The organism is Salmonella sp. A1325 (assembly GCF_056991255.1).
Map to the genome: position 1 here is coordinate 71,634 of NZ_JAMLWO010000013.1, position 18,585 is coordinate 90,218.

The 18,585-nt window shown below is 51.9% G+C and carries 17 protein-coding genes; 14 read left to right on the top strand and 3 right to left on the bottom strand.

Going from position 1 to position 18,585, the window contains the following annotated elements:
- Nucleotides 1-88 precede the first annotated feature (88 nt).
- The 7 genes from ubiE to tatD all read left to right on the top strand — a co-directional run bounded on the left by ubiE (nt 89) and on the right by tatD (nt 5,714).
- Entirely contained in the window at nt 89-844 is a 756-nt protein-coding gene (ubiE, locus tag NAZ64_RS20315; RefSeq protein ID WP_000229009.1) for a bifunctional demethylmenaquinone methyltransferase/2-methoxy-6-polyprenyl-1,4-benzoquinol methylase UbiE, read from the top strand.
- A 9-nt stretch (nt 845-853) separates the two neighbouring features.
- Complete coding sequence (gene ubiJ, locus NAZ64_RS20320; protein WP_001116093.1) at nt 854-1,459, top strand: ubiquinone biosynthesis protein UbiJ; 606 nt, start codon at nt 854-856, stop codon at nt 1,457-1,459.
- On the top strand, nt 1,456-3,096 hold the full coding sequence (gene ubiB, locus NAZ64_RS20325) for a ubiquinone biosynthesis regulatory protein kinase UbiB (protein ID WP_000187559.1): 1,641 nt from the start codon (nt 1,456-1,458) through the stop codon (nt 3,094-3,096). Before ubiJ ends, ubiB begins: the two co-directional genes overlap by 4 nt.
- Before the next feature lie 205 nt (nt 3,097-3,301).
- Nucleotides 3,302-3,556 carry a Sec-independent protein translocase subunit TatA gene (gene tatA, locus NAZ64_RS20330; protein WP_000508972.1) on the top strand — a complete coding sequence of 85 codons (255 nt, stop codon included), beginning with the start codon at nt 3,302-3,304 and terminating at the stop codon, nt 3,554-3,556.
- Between the two features lie 3 nt (nt 3,557-3,559).
- A complete protein-coding gene (tatB, locus tag NAZ64_RS20335) occupies nt 3,560-4,108 on the top strand; it encodes a Sec-independent protein translocase protein TatB (protein WP_000459612.1) in 549 nt (182 codons plus the stop codon).
- Nucleotides 4,109-4,110: 2 nt separating this feature from the next.
- Nucleotides 4,111-4,890, top strand: coding sequence for a Sec-independent protein translocase subunit TatC (gene tatC, locus NAZ64_RS20340; protein ID WP_000257554.1), 780 nt, complete (start codon nt 4,111-4,113; stop codon nt 4,888-4,890).
- 41 nt (nt 4,891-4,931) lie between these two features.
- Nucleotides 4,932-5,714 (top strand): 3'-5' ssDNA/RNA exonuclease TatD, encoded by a 783-nt coding sequence (tatD, locus tag NAZ64_RS20345; RefSeq protein WP_000459642.1) that lies wholly within the window; start codon nt 4,932-4,934, stop codon nt 5,712-5,714.
- 7 nt (nt 5,715-5,721) lie between these two features.
- Here tatD and rfaH read toward each other — a convergent pair whose 3' ends face one another.
- Nucleotides 5,722-6,210 carry a transcription/translation regulatory transformer protein RfaH gene (rfaH, locus tag NAZ64_RS20350; RefSeq protein WP_001192410.1) on the bottom strand — a complete coding sequence of 163 codons (489 nt, stop codon included), beginning with the start codon at nt 6,208-6,210 and terminating at the stop codon, nt 5,722-5,724.
- Between the two features lie 185 nt (nt 6,211-6,395).
- Here rfaH and ubiD point away from each other — a divergent pair, with 185 nt between their 5' ends.
- The 3 genes from ubiD to NAZ64_RS20365 all read left to right on the top strand — a co-directional run bounded on the left by ubiD (nt 6,396) and on the right by NAZ64_RS20365 (nt 10,738).
- Nucleotides 6,396-7,874, top strand: a complete 1,479-nt coding sequence (gene ubiD, locus NAZ64_RS20355) for a 4-hydroxy-3-polyprenylbenzoate decarboxylase (RefSeq protein ID WP_000339764.1) — start codon at nt 6,396-6,398, stop codon at nt 7,872-7,874.
- A gap of 85 nt (nt 7,875-7,959) precedes the next feature.
- Nucleotides 7,960-8,661 carry an NAD(P)H-flavin reductase gene (gene fre, locus NAZ64_RS20360; RefSeq protein WP_000209832.1) on the top strand — a complete coding sequence of 234 codons (702 nt, stop codon included), beginning with the start codon at nt 7,960-7,962 and terminating at the stop codon, nt 8,659-8,661.
- Between the two features lie 253 nt (nt 8,662-8,914).
- Nucleotides 8,915-10,738 carry an aryl-sulfate sulfotransferase gene (locus NAZ64_RS20365; protein WP_109390797.1) on the top strand — a complete coding sequence of 608 codons (1,824 nt, stop codon included), beginning with the start codon at nt 8,915-8,917 and terminating at the stop codon, nt 10,736-10,738.
- A gap of 196 nt (nt 10,739-10,934) precedes the next feature.
- Here the strand turns inward: NAZ64_RS20365 and fadA are convergent, their stop codons facing one another.
- A complete protein-coding gene (gene fadA / locus NAZ64_RS20370; RefSeq protein WP_023205642.1) occupies nt 10,935-12,098 on the bottom strand; it encodes an acetyl-CoA C-acyltransferase FadA in 1,164 nt (387 codons plus the stop codon).
- A 9-nt stretch (nt 12,099-12,107) separates the two neighbouring features.
- Nucleotides 12,108-14,297, bottom strand: coding sequence for a fatty acid oxidation complex subunit alpha FadB (gene fadB / locus NAZ64_RS20375; protein WP_023212420.1), 2,190 nt, complete (start codon nt 14,295-14,297; stop codon nt 12,108-12,110).
- A 189-nt stretch (nt 14,298-14,486) separates the two neighbouring features.
- Here fadB and pepQ point away from each other — a divergent pair, with 189 nt between their 5' ends.
- Genes pepQ through hemG form a run of 4 tightly spaced genes read left to right on the top strand, consistent with a single transcriptional unit; the run spans nt 14,487 to nt 18,479 of the window.
- Nucleotides 14,487-15,818 (top strand): Xaa-Pro dipeptidase, encoded by a 1,332-nt coding sequence (pepQ, locus tag NAZ64_RS20380; RefSeq protein ID WP_000444529.1) that lies wholly within the window; start codon nt 14,487-14,489, stop codon nt 15,816-15,818.
- The gene (locus NAZ64_RS20385) at nt 15,818-16,432 is read left to right on the top strand and encodes an IMPACT family protein (RefSeq protein WP_000378897.1); all 615 of its coding nucleotides are present in this window, start codon (nt 15,818-15,820) and stop codon (nt 16,430-16,432) included. The genes pepQ and NAZ64_RS20385 overlap by 1 nt, the downstream gene beginning before the upstream one ends.
- Nucleotides 16,433-16,470: 38 nt before the next feature.
- Nucleotides 16,471-17,922, top strand: coding sequence for a Trk system potassium transporter TrkH (gene trkH / locus NAZ64_RS20390; protein WP_000545688.1), 1,452 nt, complete (start codon nt 16,471-16,473; stop codon nt 17,920-17,922).
- Nucleotides 17,923-17,933: 11 nt separating this feature from the next.
- Nucleotides 17,934-18,479, top strand: coding sequence for a menaquinone-dependent protoporphyrinogen IX dehydrogenase (gene hemG / locus NAZ64_RS20395; protein ID WP_000853983.1), 546 nt, complete (start codon nt 17,934-17,936; stop codon nt 18,477-18,479).
- Nucleotides 18,480-18,585: the final 106 nt, after the last annotated feature.

Below are 18,585 nucleotides of genomic sequence, written 5' to 3' on the forward strand. Positions count from 1 at the left end.
GGAGTAGTTTAGTCCTGGCGCAGAGTAGGGCAAATTGGCCCAATCTGTTACACTTCTTGAACATTTTTATCGATAAGCAGGCACTGAGATGGTGGAAGATTCACAAGAAACGACGCACTTTGGCTTTCAGACCGTCGCTAAAGAGCAGAAAGCTGACATGGTGGCCCACGTTTTTCATTCTGTGGCGTCAAAGTACGATGTGATGAATGATTTAATGTCATTTGGCATTCATCGTTTGTGGAAGCGCTTCACCATTGATTGCAGTGGCGTGCGTCGTGGACAAACCGTTCTCGATTTAGCGGGCGGGACGGGCGATCTTACCGCGAAATTTTCACGTATGGTCGGGGAAACTGGCAAAGTTATCCTGGCGGATATTAATGATTCTATGCTCAAAATGGGGCGTGAGAAGCTGCGTAATATCGGCGTGATCGGCAACGTAGAGTATGTGCAGGCGAATGCCGAAGCTCTGCCTTTCCCTGATAATACGTTTGATTGCATTACCATTTCGTTTGGTTTGCGCAATGTAACGGAAAAAGAAAAAGCGCTGCGGTCAATGTTCCGTGTGTTGAAACCCGGCGGACGTTTACTGGTGCTTGAATTTTCCAAGCCTATCATTGAGCCGCTGAGTAAAGCGTATGACGCCTATTCTTTCCATATTTTACCGCGTATTGGCTCGATGGTCGCGAACGATGCGGATAGCTATCGGTATCTCGCGGAATCCATCCGTATGCATCCCGATCAGGATACCTTAAAAGCCATGATGCAGGACGCCGGATTTGAGAGCGTGGATTATTACAATCTGACGGCGGGCGTTGTGGCATTGCACCGTGGTTATAAATTCTAGGAGGGTGGAATGCCTTTTAAACCCTTAGTGACCGCAGGAATTGAAGGTCTCCTCAATACGTTTCTGTATCGTTCGCCAGCGCTGAAATCAGCCAGAACGCGCTTACAGGGAAAAGTACTGTGTGTGAAACTAAAGGGATTTTCGACGCCATTAGTCCTGGTATTCAGCGAACGCCAGGTTGATGTGCTGGGGGCATGGGAAGGCGAAGCGGACTGTACGGTAATCACTCAAGCTAGCGTTTTGCCAAAACTACGCGATCGTCAGCAGTTGGCCGCGCTTATTCGCAGCGGCGAACTGGAAGTGCAGGGCGATATTCAGGTCGTGCAAAATTTTGTGGCGCTCGCCGATCTCGCCGAATTCGATCCTGCGGAGCTGTTGGCGCCATACACGGGTGATATTGCGGCGGAAAGTATCGGTAAGGTCGTGCGTGGCGGGGCTAAATTCCTGCGCCACGGGTTTCAACGCCAGCAGCGTTATGCCGCTGAAGCGATCACTGAAGAGTGGCGTATGGCGCCTGGCCCGCTGGAAGTCGCATGGTTTGCCGAAGAAACCGCGGCTGTTGAGCGCGCCGTAGATTCTCTGACCACACGGCTGGAAAAACTGGAGGCCAAATGACGCCAGGTGAAGTACGGCGCCTATATTTCATCATCCGCACGTTTCTAAGCTACGGCCTTGATGAACTCATCCCCCGAATGCGTCTTACACTGCCACTCCGATTATGGCGCTATTCGCTGTTCTGGATGCCAAACCGGCATAAAGATAAATTGCTGGGTGAACGATTAAGACTGGCGTTGCAAGAGCTGGGACCGGTCTGGATCAAATTTGGTCAGATGCTCTCCACGCGCCGTGACCTGTTCCCGCCGCAAATCGCCGATCAGCTCGCTTTGCTCCAGGATAAAGTCGCGCCATTCGATGGTCGGCTGGCGAAAGCCCAGATTGAAGAGGCGATGGGGGGGCTACCAGTCGAAGCCTGGTTTGACGACTTTGATATCCAGCCTTTAGCGTCGGCGTCAATCGCCCAGGTACATACCGCGCGATTGAAATCAAACGGTAAAGAAGTGGTTATTAAGGTCATTCGCCCGGATATTTTGCCGGTAATTCAGGCAGACCTGAAACTGATTTATCGCCTTGCTCGCTGGGTACCACGCCTGTTGCCGGATGGGCGTCGTCTGCGCCCGACGGAAGTGGTGCGTGAGTATGAGAAAACGCTGATCGATGAGCTGAATCTGCTGCGGGAATCGGCCAACGCGATTCAGTTACGCCGCAATTTTGAAAATAGTCCCATGCTGTATATCCCGGAGGTGTACTCCGATTACTGTAGCCAGAACATGATGGTGATGGAGCGGATATACGGCATTCCGGTTTCGGATGTGGCGGCGCTGGAAAAGAACGGCACCAACATGAAACTGCTGGCGGAACGCGGGGTTAAAGTTTTCTTCACCCAGGTTTTCCGCGACAGCTTTTTCCATGCGGACATGCATCCGGGAAATATTTTTGTCAGCCATGAACACCCTGAAAATCCGCAATATATCGGCATTGACTGCGGTATCGTCGGGTCGCTAAACAAAGAAGATAAGCGCTATCTGGCAGAAAACTTTATCGCGTTCTTTAATCGCGATTACCGAAAGGTGGCGGAGCTGCATGTCGATTCAGGCTGGGTTCCGCCAGATACCAACGTTGAAGATTTTGAGTTTGCCATCCGCACCGTCTGTGAACCTATCTTTGAAAAGCCGCTCGCGGAAATCTCGTTTGGTCATGTGTTGTTAAACCTTTTCAATACAGCGCGTCGATTTAACATGGAAGTCCAGCCGCAACTGGTGTTGTTGCAGAAAACATTATTGTATGTTGAAGGGGTTGGGCGGCAACTTTATCCTCAGCTTGATTTGTGGAAAACGGCGAAGCCGTTTCTTGAGTCCTGGATCAAAGATCAGGTGGGTATTCCGGCTCTCACGCGGGCTCTTAAAGAAAAAGCGCCGTTCTGGGTCGAAAAAATGCCAGAAATACCTGAACTGGTGTACGACAGTTTGCGCCAGGGCAAATATTTACAGCACAGTGTTGATAAGATTGCGCGCGAGTTACAGGTAAACCATGTGCGCCAAAGTCAGTCTCGTTATTTATTGGGAATTGGCGCAACGCTGTTACTGAGCGGGTCATTCTTACTCGTCAACCGCCCTGAATGGGGATTGATGCCTGGCTGGCTCATGGTCGGCGGCGTAGTTGTCTGGCTGGTTGGCTGGCGTAAAACTCGTTGAGATTTTTTATCGCTCAACGCCGGTTGTGTCACGCAGGTACATATTATCACTCGAGGCAGTACTCAGGCCGCAAGTCAATGTCGTCCCGGTCGTATGTAAAAGTATGTGAATAGGGCGGGTGAAAGCGGCTAACAAAGAGGCAGCGCGAAGGATAATGTGTATAATGCGGCCCTATTAATTCATCATCTATCACAGAGGAACATGTATGGGTGGTATCAGTATTTGGCAGTTGTTGATTGTTGCCGTTATCGTCGTACTGCTGTTCGGCACCAAAAAACTCGGTTCCATCGGTTCCGATCTTGGCGCGTCTATCAAAGGCTTTAAAAAGGCCATGAGCGATGATGATGCCAAACAGGATAAAACCAGTCAGGACGCTGATTTTACCGCTAAATCTATCGCGGATAAGCAAGGCGAAGCGAAAAAGGAAGACGCTAAAAGCCAAGATAAAGAGCAGGTATAATCCGTGTTTGATATCGGTTTTAGCGAACTGCTGTTAGTGTTCGTTATCGGCCTCATTGTGTTGGGGCCGCAACGATTGCCAGTAGCGGTAAAAACGGTAGCGGGCTGGATTCGCGCGTTGCGGTCCCTTGCGACAACGGTTCAGAATGAACTGACTCAGGAACTGAAACTTCAGGAGTTCCAGGACAGTCTGAAAAAAGTCGAAAAGGCGAGCCTGGAAAATCTGACTCCCGAACTGAAAGCATCTATGGATGAACTGCGTCAGGCGGCGGAGTCGATGAAACGCACCTACAGCGCTAACGATCCCGAACAAGCGAGCGATGAAGCGCATACCATCCATAATCCGGTGGTAAAAGGGAACGAAACGCAGCATGAGGGCGTCACCCCTGCCGCCGCTGAAACACAGGCGAGCGCGCCGGAACAAAAGCCGGAGCCCGTTAAAGCTAACGTGCCTGAGTCGACGGAAACCGCTTCCGTAGCCACGATAGACGCCGAGAAGAAATCCGCTGCGCCTGTTGTCGAATCTTCCCCCTCGTCGAGTGATAAACCGTAAACATGGCTGTAGAAGATACTCAACCGCTTATCACGCATCTGATCGAGTTGCGTAAGCGCCTGCTAAACTGCATCGTCGCAGTACTTCTGATTTTTCTGGCGTTAATTTATTTCGCCAATGATATTTATCATTTAGTCGCCGCACCGCTGATTAAACAGATGCCGCAAGGGGCGACAATGATTGCGACGGATGTGGCGTCGCCGTTTTTTACGCCTATCAAACTCACCTTCATGGTGTCTTTGATCTTATCCGCGCCTGTGATTTTGTACCAGGTTTGGGCCTTTATCGCCCCGGCGCTGTATAAGCATGAGCGTCGTCTGGTCGTACCGCTGCTGGTATCCAGCTCGCTGCTTTTCTACATTGGTATGGCCTTCGCCTATTTTGTCGTATTCCCTTTGGCCTTTGGTTTTCTCACGCATACGGCGCCGGAAGGGGTACAGGTTTCGACAGATATCGCCAGCTATCTTAGCTTTGTCATGGCGCTATTTATGGCCTTTGGCGTAGCCTTTGAGGTGCCGGTGGCGATTGTGTTGCTGTGCTGGATGGGCATCACCACGCCAGAAGATTTGCGTAAAAAACGGCCTTATATCCTGGTCGGGGCATTCATTGTGGGGATGCTGCTTACGCCGCCAGATGTTTTCTCGCAAACGTTGCTGGCGATACCGATGTACTGCCTGTTTGAAATTGGCGTTTTCTGCTCACGCTTTTATGTCGGTAAGCGACGGACGCGCGACGAAGATAACGAGGCCGAAACCGAAAAGGCCGAGCACACTGAAGACTAAACACAACCGCCCGCCAGGGCGGTTGTCATATGGGGGCAAGCATGTTTGATATTGGCGTTAATTTAACCAGTAGCCAGTTTGCAAAAGATCGTGATGATGTGGTCGCCCGTGCGTTTGCGGCGGGAGTAAAAGGTATGCTACTGACCGGAACGAACATCCATGAAAGTCAGCAGGCGTTAAAATTGGCGCGGCGCTACCCCCATTGTTGGTCGACGGCTGGCGTCCATCCCCATGACAGCAGTCAGTGGTCATCCGCGTCTGAAGACGCCATTATTGCGCTGGCGAACCAGCCGGAAGTCGTCGCTATCGGTGAGTGCGGGCTGGATTTCAATCGCAATTTTTCCACGCCGCAGGAGCAGGAGCGTGCCTTTCAGGCGCAGCTACAAATTGCCGCCGAATTGCAGATGCCAATCTTTATGCACTGCCGGGACGCGCATGAGCGATTTCTGGCATTGCTTGATCCCTGGCTGGATAGTCTTCCTGGTGCAATACTGCACTGCTTTACCGGTTCACGCCAGCAAATGCAGGCCTGTGTGGACAGAGGGCTCTATATCGGTATTACCGGGTGGGTTTGCGACGAACGACGCGGACTTGAGCTACGTGAACTCTTACCGTTTATTCCAGCGGAAAAGCTACTGATAGAAACCGACGCGCCGTATCTGTTGCCTCGCGATCTTACGCCGAAACCAACGTCACGACGCAACGAGCCCGCGTATCTGCCTCACATCCTGGAGCGCATTGCGCTATGGCGTGGTGAAGATCCGCAATGGTTAGCGGCGATGACAGATGCCAACGCCAGAACCTTATTTGAGGTTGTATTCTGAACGATCGCTAAATCTTGCGAAAACCGGTGTTTTTTACGCTCTGCTTCACTTCTTTATTGAGTAAATTAAGCAGTAACATCGAACGCGTTTCGCCATCCGGTTCGGTAAAAATCGCTTTCAGCCCTTCAAATGCGCCTTCCGTGATGATGACGCTATCGCCGGGATAGGGGGTTTCAGGATCGACAACGCCTTCGGGCTTGTAGATAGAAAGCTGATGAATAACGCTGGAAGGCACGATCGCAGGATGCGCGCCAAAGCGCACAAAATGGCTGACGCCGCGCGTGGCGTTGATTGTAGTGGTATGTATCACTTCCGGATCAAATTCAACGAACAGATAATTAGGAAAGAGCGGTTCGCTGACGGAGGTACGTTTTCCGCGTACCATTTTTTCCAGGGTGATCATCGGTGTCAGGCAACTTACCGCTTGTCTTTCGAGGTGTTCCTGAGCACGCTGAAGTTGCCCGCGTTTGCAGTACAGTAAATACCAGGATTGCATAATGACTCTTATCCGCTTGTTCGGGGCGCAAGCATAGCAAAAGCCATGCGCGAAGTTAATTATACACTTCATCCTTTAAGCCGTATCTGGATTAGCGTTGGTTGCCAGAGTTCACGCTAATTTAACAAAAATACAGCATCCCGATGATGAACGCCGTATAATGATGCGCTTACCAAGAGGCTACAATGGACGCCATGAAATATCACGATTTACGCGACTTCCTGACGCTACTTGAGCAGCAGGGGGAACTAAAACGCATCACGCTACCTGTGGATCCTCATCTGGAAATCACGGAAATCGCTGACCGCACGCTGCGTGCCGGTGGACCGGCGTTGCTGTTTGAAAATCCTAAAGGTTACGCCATGCCGGTGCTGTGCAACCTTTTTGGCACGCCAAAACGCGTGGCGATGGGCATGGGGCAGGATGATGTTTCCGCATTACGGGAAGTGGGTAAATTATTAGCGTTTCTGAAAGAACCTGAGCCGCCGAAAGGCTTTCGCGATCTGTTTGACAAGCTGCCGCAGTTTAAGCAAGTGCTGAATATGCCAACGAAACGGTTACGCGGCGCGCCTTGCCAGCAGAAAATCGCGTCTGGCGATGATGTCGATTTAACGCGTCTTCCAGTCATGACCTGTTGGCCGGACGACGCCGCGCCGCTGATTACCTGGGGACTGACGGTAACGCGTGGCCCGCACAAAGAACGGCAAAACCTGGGCATTTATCGTCAGCAGTTGATAGGTAAAAATAAGCTGATTATGCGCTGGCTGTCTCACCGCGGCGGCGCGCTGGATTTTCAGGAGTGGTTAGCCGCGCGTCCGGGTGAACGTTTCCCGGTCTCCGTCGCATTGGGCGCCGATCCGGCGACGATACTTGGCGCCGTGACTCCTGTTCCCGACACTCTGTCGGAGTATGCCTTTGCGGGCCTGCTGCGCGGCACGAAAACTGAAGTGGTTAAATGCCTTTCTAACGATCTGGAAGTGCCTGCCAGCGCCGAGATTATCCTTGAAGGTTACATTGAGCCGGGAGAGATGGCGCCGGAAGGACCGTATGGCGATCATACGGGCTATTATAATGAAGTGGATAGCTTTCCGGTCTTTACCGTCACGCATATTACGCAGCGTGAGGATGCCATCTATCACTCCACCTATACCGGGCGTCCGCCCGATGAGCCTGCGGTATTAGGGGTGGCGCTCAATGAAGTCTTCGTGCCTATTCTGCAAAAACAGTTTCCGGAAATCGTCGACTTTTATCTGCCGCCGGAAGGGTGTTCTTACCGCCTGGCGGTAGTGACGATGAAAAAGCAGTACGCTGGTCATGCGAAACGCGTCATGATGGGCGTCTGGTCGTTTTTGCGCCAGTTTATGTATACGAAATTTGTTATCGTTTGCGATGATGACGTTAACGCACGCGACTGGAATGATGTGATCTGGGCGATTACCACCCGTATGGACCCTGCGCGGGATACGGTGCTGGTTGAAAATACGCCGATTGACTACCTGGATTTTGCCTCGCCGGTCTCCGGGCTGGGTTCAAAAATGGGGCTGGATGCCACAAACAAATGGCCGGGCGAAACCCAACGCGAGTGGGGTCGTCCTATTGTTAAAGATCCTGAAGTTACCGCGCGTATTGATGCGATTTGGGATGAGCTGGCTATCTTTAAATAACTGAAAGCGGACATCGACATTTCAGGCTGCGGCGACTCGGCTTGAAAAATGTCGGTATTGACCCGACACCCGACAGAGGGAGCGCATGACAACCTTAAGCTGTAAAGTGACCTCGGTAGAAGCTATCACCGATACCGTATATCGGGTTCGTTTAGTGCCGGACGCGGCGTTTTCATTCCGCGCTGGTCAGTATTTGATGGTCGTAATGGACGAGCGTGACAAACGCCCGTTTTCGATGGCCTCAACGCCGGACGAGAAAGGGTTTATTGAATTACACATTGGCGCTTCCGAGCTCAATCTGTATGCGATGGCGGTCATGGATCGGATTCTGAAAGACCGGGAAATCGTCGTCGATATTCCGCATGGCGACGCCTGGCTACGTGACGATGAAGAGCGTCCGTTGATTCTGATCGCGGGCGGTACGGGCTTTTCTTATGTGCGCTCCATCCTGTTGACGGCGTTAGCGCGCAACCCGAACCGCGATGTTACCATTTACTGGGGTGGTCGCGAAGAAAAGCACCTCTATGATCTCTCTGAGCTGGAAGCACTCTCTGTTAACCATCCGAATTTGCGTATTGAACCTGTTGTCGAGCAGCCGGAAGAAGGCTGGCGTGGGCGTACAGGAACGGTACTTACGGCGGTATTGCAGGATTATGGTACGCTGGCGGGGCACGATATTTATATTGCCGGGCGTTTTGAGATGGCGAAAATCGCCCGCGATCTGTTCTGTCATGAGCGTAACGCGCGGGAAGATCGTCTGTTTGGCGATGCATTCGCATTTATTTAACTATTTTATGGGGCGCAGTAGCGTCCCTTTTTACGTTAGCCTACCTAAAAGTCCTCTTAAATATTAATTAATCGTCAACTATAAAACCTTATGATATTGAATATCTACAGGCTTTGTATTGCGTGTAATAAATTAAGTAATATCATGTCCTGAGGCTATCAATAAAAATAGTTAATTATATATGCTTCATTTATTCTTATAAAAGAAACATAAAATGGAAAGTTAGTTATTTATTTATAAGATGGAGAGTGTTATGAAATTTAAATATGCTTTAACTTCTCTCGCATTATCTGTTGCAATTTTGTCATCAGTACCTTCTACTGCTTTCGCCATCGGCGGCGCCAGCGGCGCTAAAGTGGACTATCAGGTCCAGGGAAAAATTGGCGAAGTTGTTATGAACCCCTATGATATCGCGCCGCTAACCGCCGTTATTCGTAATGGCGGTTACCAGTTACGTGACGTGCATGTACGGATTGTACCTAAAGAAAATGGCCAGGAGATCGCGTATAAAGTTAATAATAAATACCTTTTAACGTATGGCGGTATTCCCGTCTTTGGTCTTTACCCAGATTATGTCAATACCGTTGAAGTTGAATATACAAGAATCCAGGGTAGTAAAACCGAAAATATCAAAGAAAGCTATAAAATGTATGCACCGCCTGCCTATATTGAATCAGCGGGTACAAAAGAAGAACAATCAGCACTCTTTACTATCGATGTTAAAAAGGTTTCGCCAGAATTTAAAGATCGCTTGTATCTTTTGAATAATACGAAAGATAAGTCTGGAAATGGAACGCGTACTGTCTGGAACAACCCTACTGGTGGTGCATTAGAATGGAACTTCACTACAGCTAACGCTATTATCGACACCTCCGGTGATATTCGTTGGTTTATGAATCCAAGTTCAATTTATGATTTAAAGTCAATTTATCGTGCTGGCGTTATGATGGGCTTTAAACAAAACCAGGATGGCGCATTATCGTGGGGCTACGGTCAGCGTTATGTGAAATACGATATCATGGGGCGTGAAATCTTTAACCGCCGCCTGCCGGATAATTATAACGATTTTTCACACTCAATGGATAACGCGGCCAACGGTCACTACTTCCTGCGTGTAGCCAGCTCTAACTATAAACGTCCTGATGGAAAAAATGTTCGTACCGTGCGTGATGTGATTGCCGAAGTTGATCAGAACGGCGTGGTAGTGGATGAATGGCGTCTGTTTGATATCCTCGATCCTTATCGTGATGTGATAATGAAAACCCTCGATCAGGGCGCTGTGTGCCTGAATATCGACGCCAGCCAGTCCGGCCATACGTTGAGCGAAGAAGATCTGGCGGCGCTGGACTCCTCCGACAAATTCGGGGATATCGTGGGTAGTGGGGCTGGCCGCAACTGGGTGCATGTCAACAGCGTCGACTATGACAGTGAAGATGATTCCATCATCATCAGCTCCCGCCACCAGAGTGCGATTATCAAAATCGGCCGCGATAAGAAAGTGAAGTGGATACTGGGTACGCCTGCTGGCTGGAAAGCGCCATTTAATGCCGCAATTCTGACGCCAGTGGATAGCAAAGGCCAAAAAATTGCCTGCCAGGACAGTGGCTGCGAAGGTGACTTCGACTGGACATGGACGCAACATACGGCCTTTAAAATTGATAGTAAGAGTAAAGGCGATATCTTATATCTTTCCGCTTTCGACAATGGCGATGGCCGCGGCTTAGAACAGCCTGCTATGCAGAGTATGAAATACAGCCGCTCCGTGATTTACAAAATCGACCAGAAAAACAAGACAGTCCAACAGATCTGGCAATACGGTAAAGAGCGCGGGAACGAGTGGTTTAGCCCGGTAACCTCTATCACCGAGTACCAGACTGACAAGAATTCTGTGTTCGTGTATTCCGCAACAGCAGGTGGTGCGTTTGATTTGTCGGTAGGCGCATTTACCAGCTTGCCTAATCCGTATCTGGAAGAGTTCAAATGGGGAGAAAAAGAGCCTGTGGTCGAAATGCAAATACATGGTGCGCGTGGATATCAGGCTATGCCATTTAGCCTGACCAAAGCGCTTACTGAGTAGAGCGGGCCATACGGTGAAAAAACCCGCCCCTGACGGGCGGGAAAAACGGCAACTAAACTGTTTCCCGTCATAATTCGCGCAGCCTCTTTGTTGGCTGCCTTTGCTCACCCCGGGCACATAGTTATCTATGTTCCCGGGGATTCGCTCAGTTGCCGCTGCGCTGCAATGCGAGTTATTTAGGGGATATTATCTTTGATTAAACCCGCTCAAACACCGTGGCGATGCCCTGACCCAGACCAATACACATCGTCGCCAGACCAAACTGCGCGTCTTTGCGCTCCATCAGGTTGATAAGCGTGGTGCTGATACGTGCTCCGGAGCAGCCGAGCGGATGACCAAGCGCGATCGCGCCGCCGTTGAGGTTGATCTTCTCGTCTATCTGCTCTATCAATCCCAGATCCTTAATGCATGGCAGGATCTGTGCGGCAAACGCTTCGTTCATCTCAAACACATCGATATCGCTGGCCGACAGTCCCGCTTTTTTCAACGCCAGTTTTGACGCCGGAACCGGCCCGTAACCCATAATTGACGGATCACAACCAACCACTGCCATTGAACGAATACGGGCGCGAGGTTTCAGACCTAGCTCACGGGCACGACTTTCGCTCATTACCAGCATGGCGGCTGCGCCATCGGAAAGCGCGGATGAGGTGCCCGCCGTGACCGTGCCACTAACCGGATCAAATGCCGGACGCAGCGTTGATAGCGCTTCGACCGTGGTTTCCGGGCGGATCACTTCATCGTAGTTAAACTGCTTCAACACGCCGTCTGCATCATGACCGCCAGTCGGGATAATCTCCGTTTTGAATGCGCCAGACTGGGTGGCGGCCCAGGCGCGAGCGTGAGAACGCGCGGCGAACTGGTCCTGCATTTCCCGGCTAATGCCGTGCAGGCGGGAGAGCATTTCCGCCGTTAGCCCCATCATCCCTGCCGCTTTGGCGACGTTGCGACTCAGACCCGGGTGAAAATCCACACCGTGACTCATCGGCACGTGCCCCATATGCTCCACGCCGCCAACCAGACAAACCTGCGCATCGCCGGTCATGATCATTCGCGCTGCATCGTGTAACGCCTGCATCGAGGAACCACACAGACGGTTGACGGTGACCGCCGGTACCGAATGGGGAATTTCTGCCAGCAGCGCGGCGTTACGGGCAATGTTGAAGCCTTGCTCCAGCGTTTGTTGTACGCAGCCCCAGTAAATATCATCGAGAGTCGCCGCTGTAAGCGACGGATTACGCGCCAGCAGGCTACGCATTAAGTGGGCGGAGAGATCTTCTGCCCGCACGTTGCGAAACGCGCCGCCCTTCGAACGGCCCATCGGGGTGCGAATAGCATCGACAATGACAACCTGTTCCATTGTGACTCCTTAAGCCGTTTTCAGAGAACCAACCGGACGGGCTGGTTCAACCGGGGGATAATACGGTTCGTTATGGCGCGCTTTATTACGCAGCCCTTCCGGCACTTCATACAGCGGGCCGAGGTGTTGATACTGCTGCGCCATATCAAGATATTTCGCGCTGCCCTGTGTATCCAGCCAGCGGAATGCGCCGCCGTGGAACGGAGGGAAGCCCAGGCCGTAGACCAGCGCCATATCGGCTTCCGCCGGGCTTGCGATAATGCCTTCTTCCAGACAGCGAACCACTTCGTTAATCATCGGGATCATCATACGGGCGATTATCTCGTCGTCGCTGAAGTCGCGTTTCGGCTGGCTGACGCTTGCCAGCAGGTCATCCACCGCGGCATCTTCTTCTTTCTTCGGCTTACCCTTGTTGTCTTCTTTATAGCGCCAGAAGCCCAGACCGTTTTTTTGCCCAAAACGGCTGGCGTCAAACAATGCGTCGATCGCGTCGCGATACTCTTTCTGCATCCGTTGCGGGAAGCCTGCCGCCATTACCGCCTGCGCGTGATGCGCGGTATCAATGCCGACAACATCCAGCAGATAGGCCGGGCCCATCGGCCAGCCGAACTGTTTTTCCATCACTTTATCGACTTTGCGGAAATCCGCGCCGTCGCGCAGCAGTTGACTGAAACCGGCGAAATAGGGGAACAGCACGCGGTTAACAAAGAAGCCGGGGCAGTCGTTGACTACAATCGGCGTCTTGCCCATTTTGCTTGCCCAGGCGACGACTTTGGCAATGGTTTCGTCTGAACTCTTCTCACCGCGGATGATTTCAACCAGCGGCATCCGGTGTACCGGGTTGAAGAAGTGCATTCCGCAAAAGTTTTCCGGACGTTCCAGGGCGCTTGCCAGTTCGCCAATCGGGATGGTAGAGGTATTTGAGGCCAGCACGGTTTCCGGGCGCACTTTCTGCTCGGTTTCCGCCAGTACCGCTTTTTTGACTTTCGGATTTTCGACCACCGCTTCGACAACAACATCTACGCGATCGAAACCGGCATAATCGAGAGTCGGGTGGATGGTCGAAATGACGCCCGCCAGCTTCAGACCGTCGATCTTGCCGCGCTCCAGCTGTTTGTTCAGCAGCTTGGCCGCTTCGGTCATGCCGAGGTTCAACGATTTATCGTTGATATCTTTCATGATGACCGGTACGCCTTTCCAGGCCGACTGGTAAGCGATACCGCCGCCCATAATGCCCGCGCCCAGTACGGCTGCCTGTTTCGGCGTCTCAATATCTTTGGTCAGCTTTTTGGCTTTACCTTTTACATATTGATCGTTGAGGAAGATACCGACCAGCGCACGAGCCTCATTGGTATGCGCCAGCGGAACAAAGCTTTTATTTTCCAGATTCAGCGCTTCTTCACGACCAAAACGCGCGGCGGCTTCAATGGTTTTCACTGCGGTCATCGGCGCCGGATAATGTTTACCCGCCGTTTGTGCGACCATGCCTTTAGCGATGGTAAAGCTCATCGCTGCTTCAATCTTACTGAGTTTCAACGGTTCCAGTTTCGGCTGGCGTTTAGCTCTCCAGTCGAGATCGCCGGTAATGGCCTGGCGTAATACGGCTATTGCGCCGTCGATCAGCTTCTCTTGTTTCACCACGCCATCGACCAGACCGATTTTCAGCGCCTGTTCGGCGCCGATATCTTTCCCGGCGGCAATGATCTCCAGCGCGCTGTCCGCGCCCAGCATACGCGGCATTCGCACCGAGCCGCCAAAGCCCGGCATGATGCCCAGTTTAGTTTCCGGCAGGCCAATACGGAGGTCTGGCGTCGCCAGACGGTAATCGGTGGCCAGCACGCATTCGCACCCGCCGCCCAGCGCATAGCCGTTTACGGCGGCAAGGGTCGGTACGGGTAAATCTTCCAGACGGTTAAAGACGCTATTAGCGAAATGCAGCCATTGGCTTAACTGCTCTTCGGGGACGAGGAACAGTGAAAGAAATTCGGTGATGTCCGCGCCGACAATAAAGGCCGCTTTATTCGAGCGCAGCAGCAGCCCTTTTAAATCGTGTTGCTTTTCCAGCACCTCAAGCGCCTGGCCGAGGCTGGCGACGGTTGCGGTGTCGAGTTTATTGACCGAGCCTGGAGCATCGAACACCAGTTCGGCGATGCCATCTTCCAGCCAGTCGAGGTACAGGGTGTCGCCTTTATAAAGCATGTCAGTCTCCTGAATCCACAAGGTGATCTGGTCGTACCAGATGAAGCGAAGTGTGTATTTTGTGTTAATAAAATGCAAATAAATGATTAAAGAAATGCCGATGTGATCACGCTCGGCAGAGATCACGCTCTCGTGGGGCGATGTGCTAAGATGCGGGAACTTGAGGTCAAAAAAACAGAAGGGTAAAAAATGGAATCACTGGCCGCGCTCTATAAAAATCATATCGTTACCTTACAAGAACGGACGCGCGATGTTCTGGCGCGCTTTAAGCTGGATGCGTTACTTATTCACTCCGGCGAGCTATTCAACGTCTTTCTCGACGATCACCCTTATCCGTTTAAGGTCAATCCACAGTTTAAAGCGTGGGTGCCGGTAACTCAGGTTCCAAATTGCTGGCTGCTGGTCGATGGCGTCAACAAACCCAAATTGTGGTTTTATCTGCCGGTCGATTACTGGCATAACGTTGAACCGCTGCCAACGTCCTTCTGGACAGAAGAAGTCGAGGTCGTCGCCTTACCGAAAGCGGATGGCATCGGCAGCCAACTGCCTGCCGCGCGTGGCAATATCGGCTATATCGGCCCGGTTCCTGAGCGCGCGCTACAATTGGATATCGCTGCCAGCAACATCAACCCGAAAGGTGTTATCGACTATCTGCATTACTACCGCGCCTATAAAACGGATTATGAACTGGCCTGTATGCGCGAAGCGCAGAAAATGGCGGTGAGCGGTCATCGGGCGGCGGAAGAGGCCTTCCGTTCCGGCATGAGCGAGTTTGACATCAACCTGGCGTACCTGACCGCCACGGGACATCGCGATACTGATGTTCCGTACAGCAACATTGTGGCGCTGAACGAACATGCCGCCGTGCTGCATTACACGAAACTGGATCATCAGGCACCGTCTGAAATGCGCAGTTTCCTGCTGGATGCGGGCGCGGAATACAACGGCTACGCGGCGGATCTGACGCGAACCTGGTCGGCGAAAAGCGATAACGACTACGCCCACCTGGTGAAAGATGTTAACGACGAACAGTTGGCGCTGATCGCTACCATGAAGGCGGGCGTTAGCTATGTGGATTATCATATTCAGTTCCATCAGCGCATCGCGAAGCTGCTGCGTAAGCATCAAATCATTACCGACATGAGTGAAGAGGCGATGGTGGAAAATGATCTCACCGGGCCGTTTATGCCGCACGGTATTGGTCATCCGTTGGGTCTGCAGGTACACGATGTGGCCGGGTTTATGCAGGATGATTCCGGTACGCATCTCGCCGCGCCGTCCAAATACCCGTATCTGCGCTGCACGCGTGTGTTACAGCCGCGAATGGTGTTGACCATCGAACCGGGGATTTACTTCATCGAATCGCTGTTAGCGCCGTGGCGCGAAGGCCCGTTCAGCAAGCACTTCAACTGGCAGAAAATTGAAGCGCTCAAGCCTTTCGGCGGTATTCGCATTGAAGATAACGTGGTCATCCACGAAAACGGCGTGGAAAACATGACGCGGGATTTAAAACTGGCGTAATGGACAGTTGGTTAATCCCTGCAGCACCGGTCACCGTTGTTGAAGAGATCAAAAAAAGCCGCTTTATTACGCTATTGGCGCATACCGATGGCGTAGACGCGGCGAAAGCGTTTGTTGAGTCAGTCAGAGCTGAGCACCCTGATGCGCGCCACCATTGTGTGGCGTGGGTGGCGGGTGCGCCGGACGACTCACAGCAACTGGGCTTTTCAGACGACGGCGAACCGGCGGGAACGGCAGGCAAGCCGATGCTTGCGCAATTGATGGGCAGCGGCGTCGGAGAAATTACTGCCGTCGTCGTGCGCTACTATGGTGGTATTCTGCTGGGTACGGGCGGGCTGGTAAAAGCCTATGGCGGCGGTGTGAATCAGGCATTACGTCAGCTTGCCACACAACGCAAGACGCCATTAACCGAATATACTTTGCAGTGTGAGTACGGTCAGTTGGCCGGAATCGAAGCATTATTAGGACAGTTTGCCGGGAAGATCGTTTCCAGCGATTATCAGGCGTCTGTTCGGCTCAGGGTGGCGCTTCCTTTTGCTCATGTGAATGCATTTTCCACAAAACTGGCGGATTTTAGCCGTGGTTCATTGCAATTGTTAGCGATTGAAGAATAATCCCCACCTCATTTTTAAGAATAAAGGAAGCGGCAGAGATGCATTTTCGCGCCATTACCCGAATCGTTGGACTACTGGTTATCTTATTTTCGGGGACAATGATTCTCCCGGGACTGGTAGCGCTAATATATCGTGATGGCGCAGGAAGAGCGTTCACGCAGACCTTTTTTGTCGCGCTGGCGATCGGTTCCATACTGTGGTGGCCAAACCGTAGGGAAAAGGGCGAGCTGAAATCCCGCGAAGGATTTCTTATCGTGGTGCTGTTCTGGACCGTGCTGGGCAGCGTGGGTGCGCTGCCGTTTATTTTCTCGGAAAGCCCAAACCTCACCATTACCGATGCTTTTTTTGAATCGTTTTCCGGGTTAACCACCACGGGCGCCACTACGCTGGTGGGGCTGGATTCATTACCGCACGCCATTCTCTTTTATCGTCAGATGCTGCAATGGTTTGGGGGTATGGGGATCATTGTGCTGGCGGTGGCGATTCTCCCTATCCTCGGCGTCGGGGGGATGCAGCTCTATCGGGCAGAAATGCCGGGGCCGCTCAAAGATAACAAAATGCGCCCGCGTATTGCCGAGACGGCGAAAACGCTGTGGCTTATCTATGTTTTGCTAACGGTAGCCTGCGCGCTGGCGCTATGGTTTGCAGGGATGCCCGCGTTTGACGCTATCGGACACAGCTTCTCCACTATCGCTATCGGCGGCTTCTCAACGCATGACGCCAGCGTAGGCTATTTTGATAGTCCCACTATTAATACCATCATCGCTATTTTCCTGCTGATCTCCGGTTGTAACTATGGCCTGCATTTCTCTTTATTAAGCGGGCGTAGCCTGAAAGTATACTGGCGCGATCCGGAATTCCGCATGTTCATCGGCGTACAGTTGACGCTGGTGGTGATCTGCACGCTGGTACTGTGGTTCCATAATATTTACGACTCGGCGCTGACAACGCTAAATCAGGCATTCTTCCAGGTCGTGTCTATGGCGACAACGGCAGGGTTTACCACGGACAGCATTGCGCGCTGGCCGCTGTTTTTGCCCGTCTTGCTGCTATGTTCCGCGTTTATTGGCGGTTGCGCCGGGTCAACGGGCGGGGGGTTAAAGGTCATCCGTATTCTGTTGTTGTTTAAACAGGGGAACCGCGAACTCAAACGTCTGGTGCATCCGAATGCCGTTTACAGTATTAAGCTGGGGAACCGGGCGCTGCCAGAACGTATTCTGGAAGCCGTCTGGGGATTCTTTTCTGCCTACGCGCTGGTATTTATCGTCAGTATGCTGGCTATTATCGCTACAGGCGTAGATGATTTCTCGGCTTTCGCCTCGGTAGTGGCTACGCTTAATAACCTGGGACCGGGGCTGGGGGTGGTTGCTGATAACTTCGCCAGTATGAATCCGGTTGCGAAATGGATACTCATCGCCAACATGCTATTTGGTCGTCTGGAAGTATTCACTTTGCTGGTACTTTTTACCCCGACTTTCTGGCGTGAATAATGGAGTAACACGTGAAAACATTGATTCTTTTCTCTACCCGGGACGGACAAACGCGCGAAATTGCCTCTTATCTGGCTTCTGAACTCAAAGAGATGGGGATCTGGGCCGATGTCGTTAATCTGCATCGCGCAGAAGAGCCGGACTGGGATAGCTATGATCGCGTAGTGATTGGCGCGTCTATTCGTTATGGCCATTACCACAGCGCCTTTCAGGAGTTCGTTAAGAAATACGCCACGCGGTTGAACGGAATGCCGAGTGCCTTTTATTCCGTTAACCTGGTGGCGCGTAAAGCTGAAAAACGGACGCCGCAGACTAACAGCTACGCGCGTAAGTTTTTAATGAGCTCTCCGTGGCGACCTGACTACTGTGCCGTCATTGCAGGCGCGCTTCGCTATCCCCGCTATCGCTGGTATGACCGTCTGATGATCAAGCTTATTATGAAGATGTCGGGCGGCGAAACGGATACCAGTAAAGAGGTGGTGTACACCGACTGGGAGCAGGTTACGCACTTTGCCCGTGAAATAGCCCATTTAACCAACAAATCGTCGGCAAAATAAACGCAAAGAATAAAAAGTGCGCACTCAGAAAATTATTTTAAATTTCCTCTTGTCAGGCAGAAATAACTCCCTATAATGCGCCACCACTGACACGGAACAACGGCAC

What these genes read in the sequence shown, in the direction of transcription:
- ubiE (WP_000229009.1), top strand. Translation starts at nt 89, where the DNA reads ATGGTGGAAGATTCACAAGAAACGACGCACTTTGGCTTTCAGACCGTC.
- ubiJ (WP_001116093.1), top strand. Translation starts at nt 854, where the DNA reads ATGCCTTTTAAACCCTTAGTGACCGCAGGAATTGAAGGTCTCCTCAAT.
- ubiB (WP_000187559.1), top strand. Translation starts at nt 1,456, where the DNA reads ATGACGCCAGGTGAAGTACGGCGCCTATATTTCATCATCCGCACGTTT.
- tatA (WP_000508972.1), top strand. Translation starts at nt 3,302, where the DNA reads ATGGGTGGTATCAGTATTTGGCAGTTGTTGATTGTTGCCGTTATCGTC.
- tatC (WP_000257554.1), top strand. Translation starts at nt 4,111, where the DNA reads ATGGCTGTAGAAGATACTCAACCGCTTATCACGCATCTGATCGAGTTG.
- tatD (WP_000459642.1), top strand. Translation starts at nt 4,932, where the DNA reads ATGTTTGATATTGGCGTTAATTTAACCAGTAGCCAGTTTGCAAAAGAT.
- rfaH (WP_001192410.1), bottom strand. Translation starts at nt 6,210, where the DNA reads ATGCAATCCTGGTATTTACTGTACTGCAAACGCGGGCAACTTCAGCGT.
- ubiD (WP_000339764.1), top strand. Translation starts at nt 6,396, where the DNA reads ATGGACGCCATGAAATATCACGATTTACGCGACTTCCTGACGCTACTT.
- fre (WP_000209832.1), top strand. Translation starts at nt 7,960, where the DNA reads ATGACAACCTTAAGCTGTAAAGTGACCTCGGTAGAAGCTATCACCGAT.
- NAZ64_RS20365 (WP_109390797.1), top strand. Translation starts at nt 8,915, where the DNA reads ATGAAATTTAAATATGCTTTAACTTCTCTCGCATTATCTGTTGCAATT.
- fadA (WP_023205642.1), bottom strand. Translation starts at nt 12,098, where the DNA reads ATGGAACAGGTTGTCATTGTCGATGCTATTCGCACCCCGATGGGCCGT.
- fadB (WP_023212420.1), bottom strand. Translation starts at nt 14,297, where the DNA reads ATGCTTTATAAAGGCGACACCCTGTACCTCGACTGGCTGGAAGATGGC.
- pepQ (WP_000444529.1), top strand. Translation starts at nt 14,487, where the DNA reads ATGGAATCACTGGCCGCGCTCTATAAAAATCATATCGTTACCTTACAA.
- NAZ64_RS20385 (WP_000378897.1), top strand. Translation starts at nt 15,818, where the DNA reads ATGGACAGTTGGTTAATCCCTGCAGCACCGGTCACCGTTGTTGAAGAG.
- trkH (WP_000545688.1), top strand. Translation starts at nt 16,471, where the DNA reads ATGCATTTTCGCGCCATTACCCGAATCGTTGGACTACTGGTTATCTTA.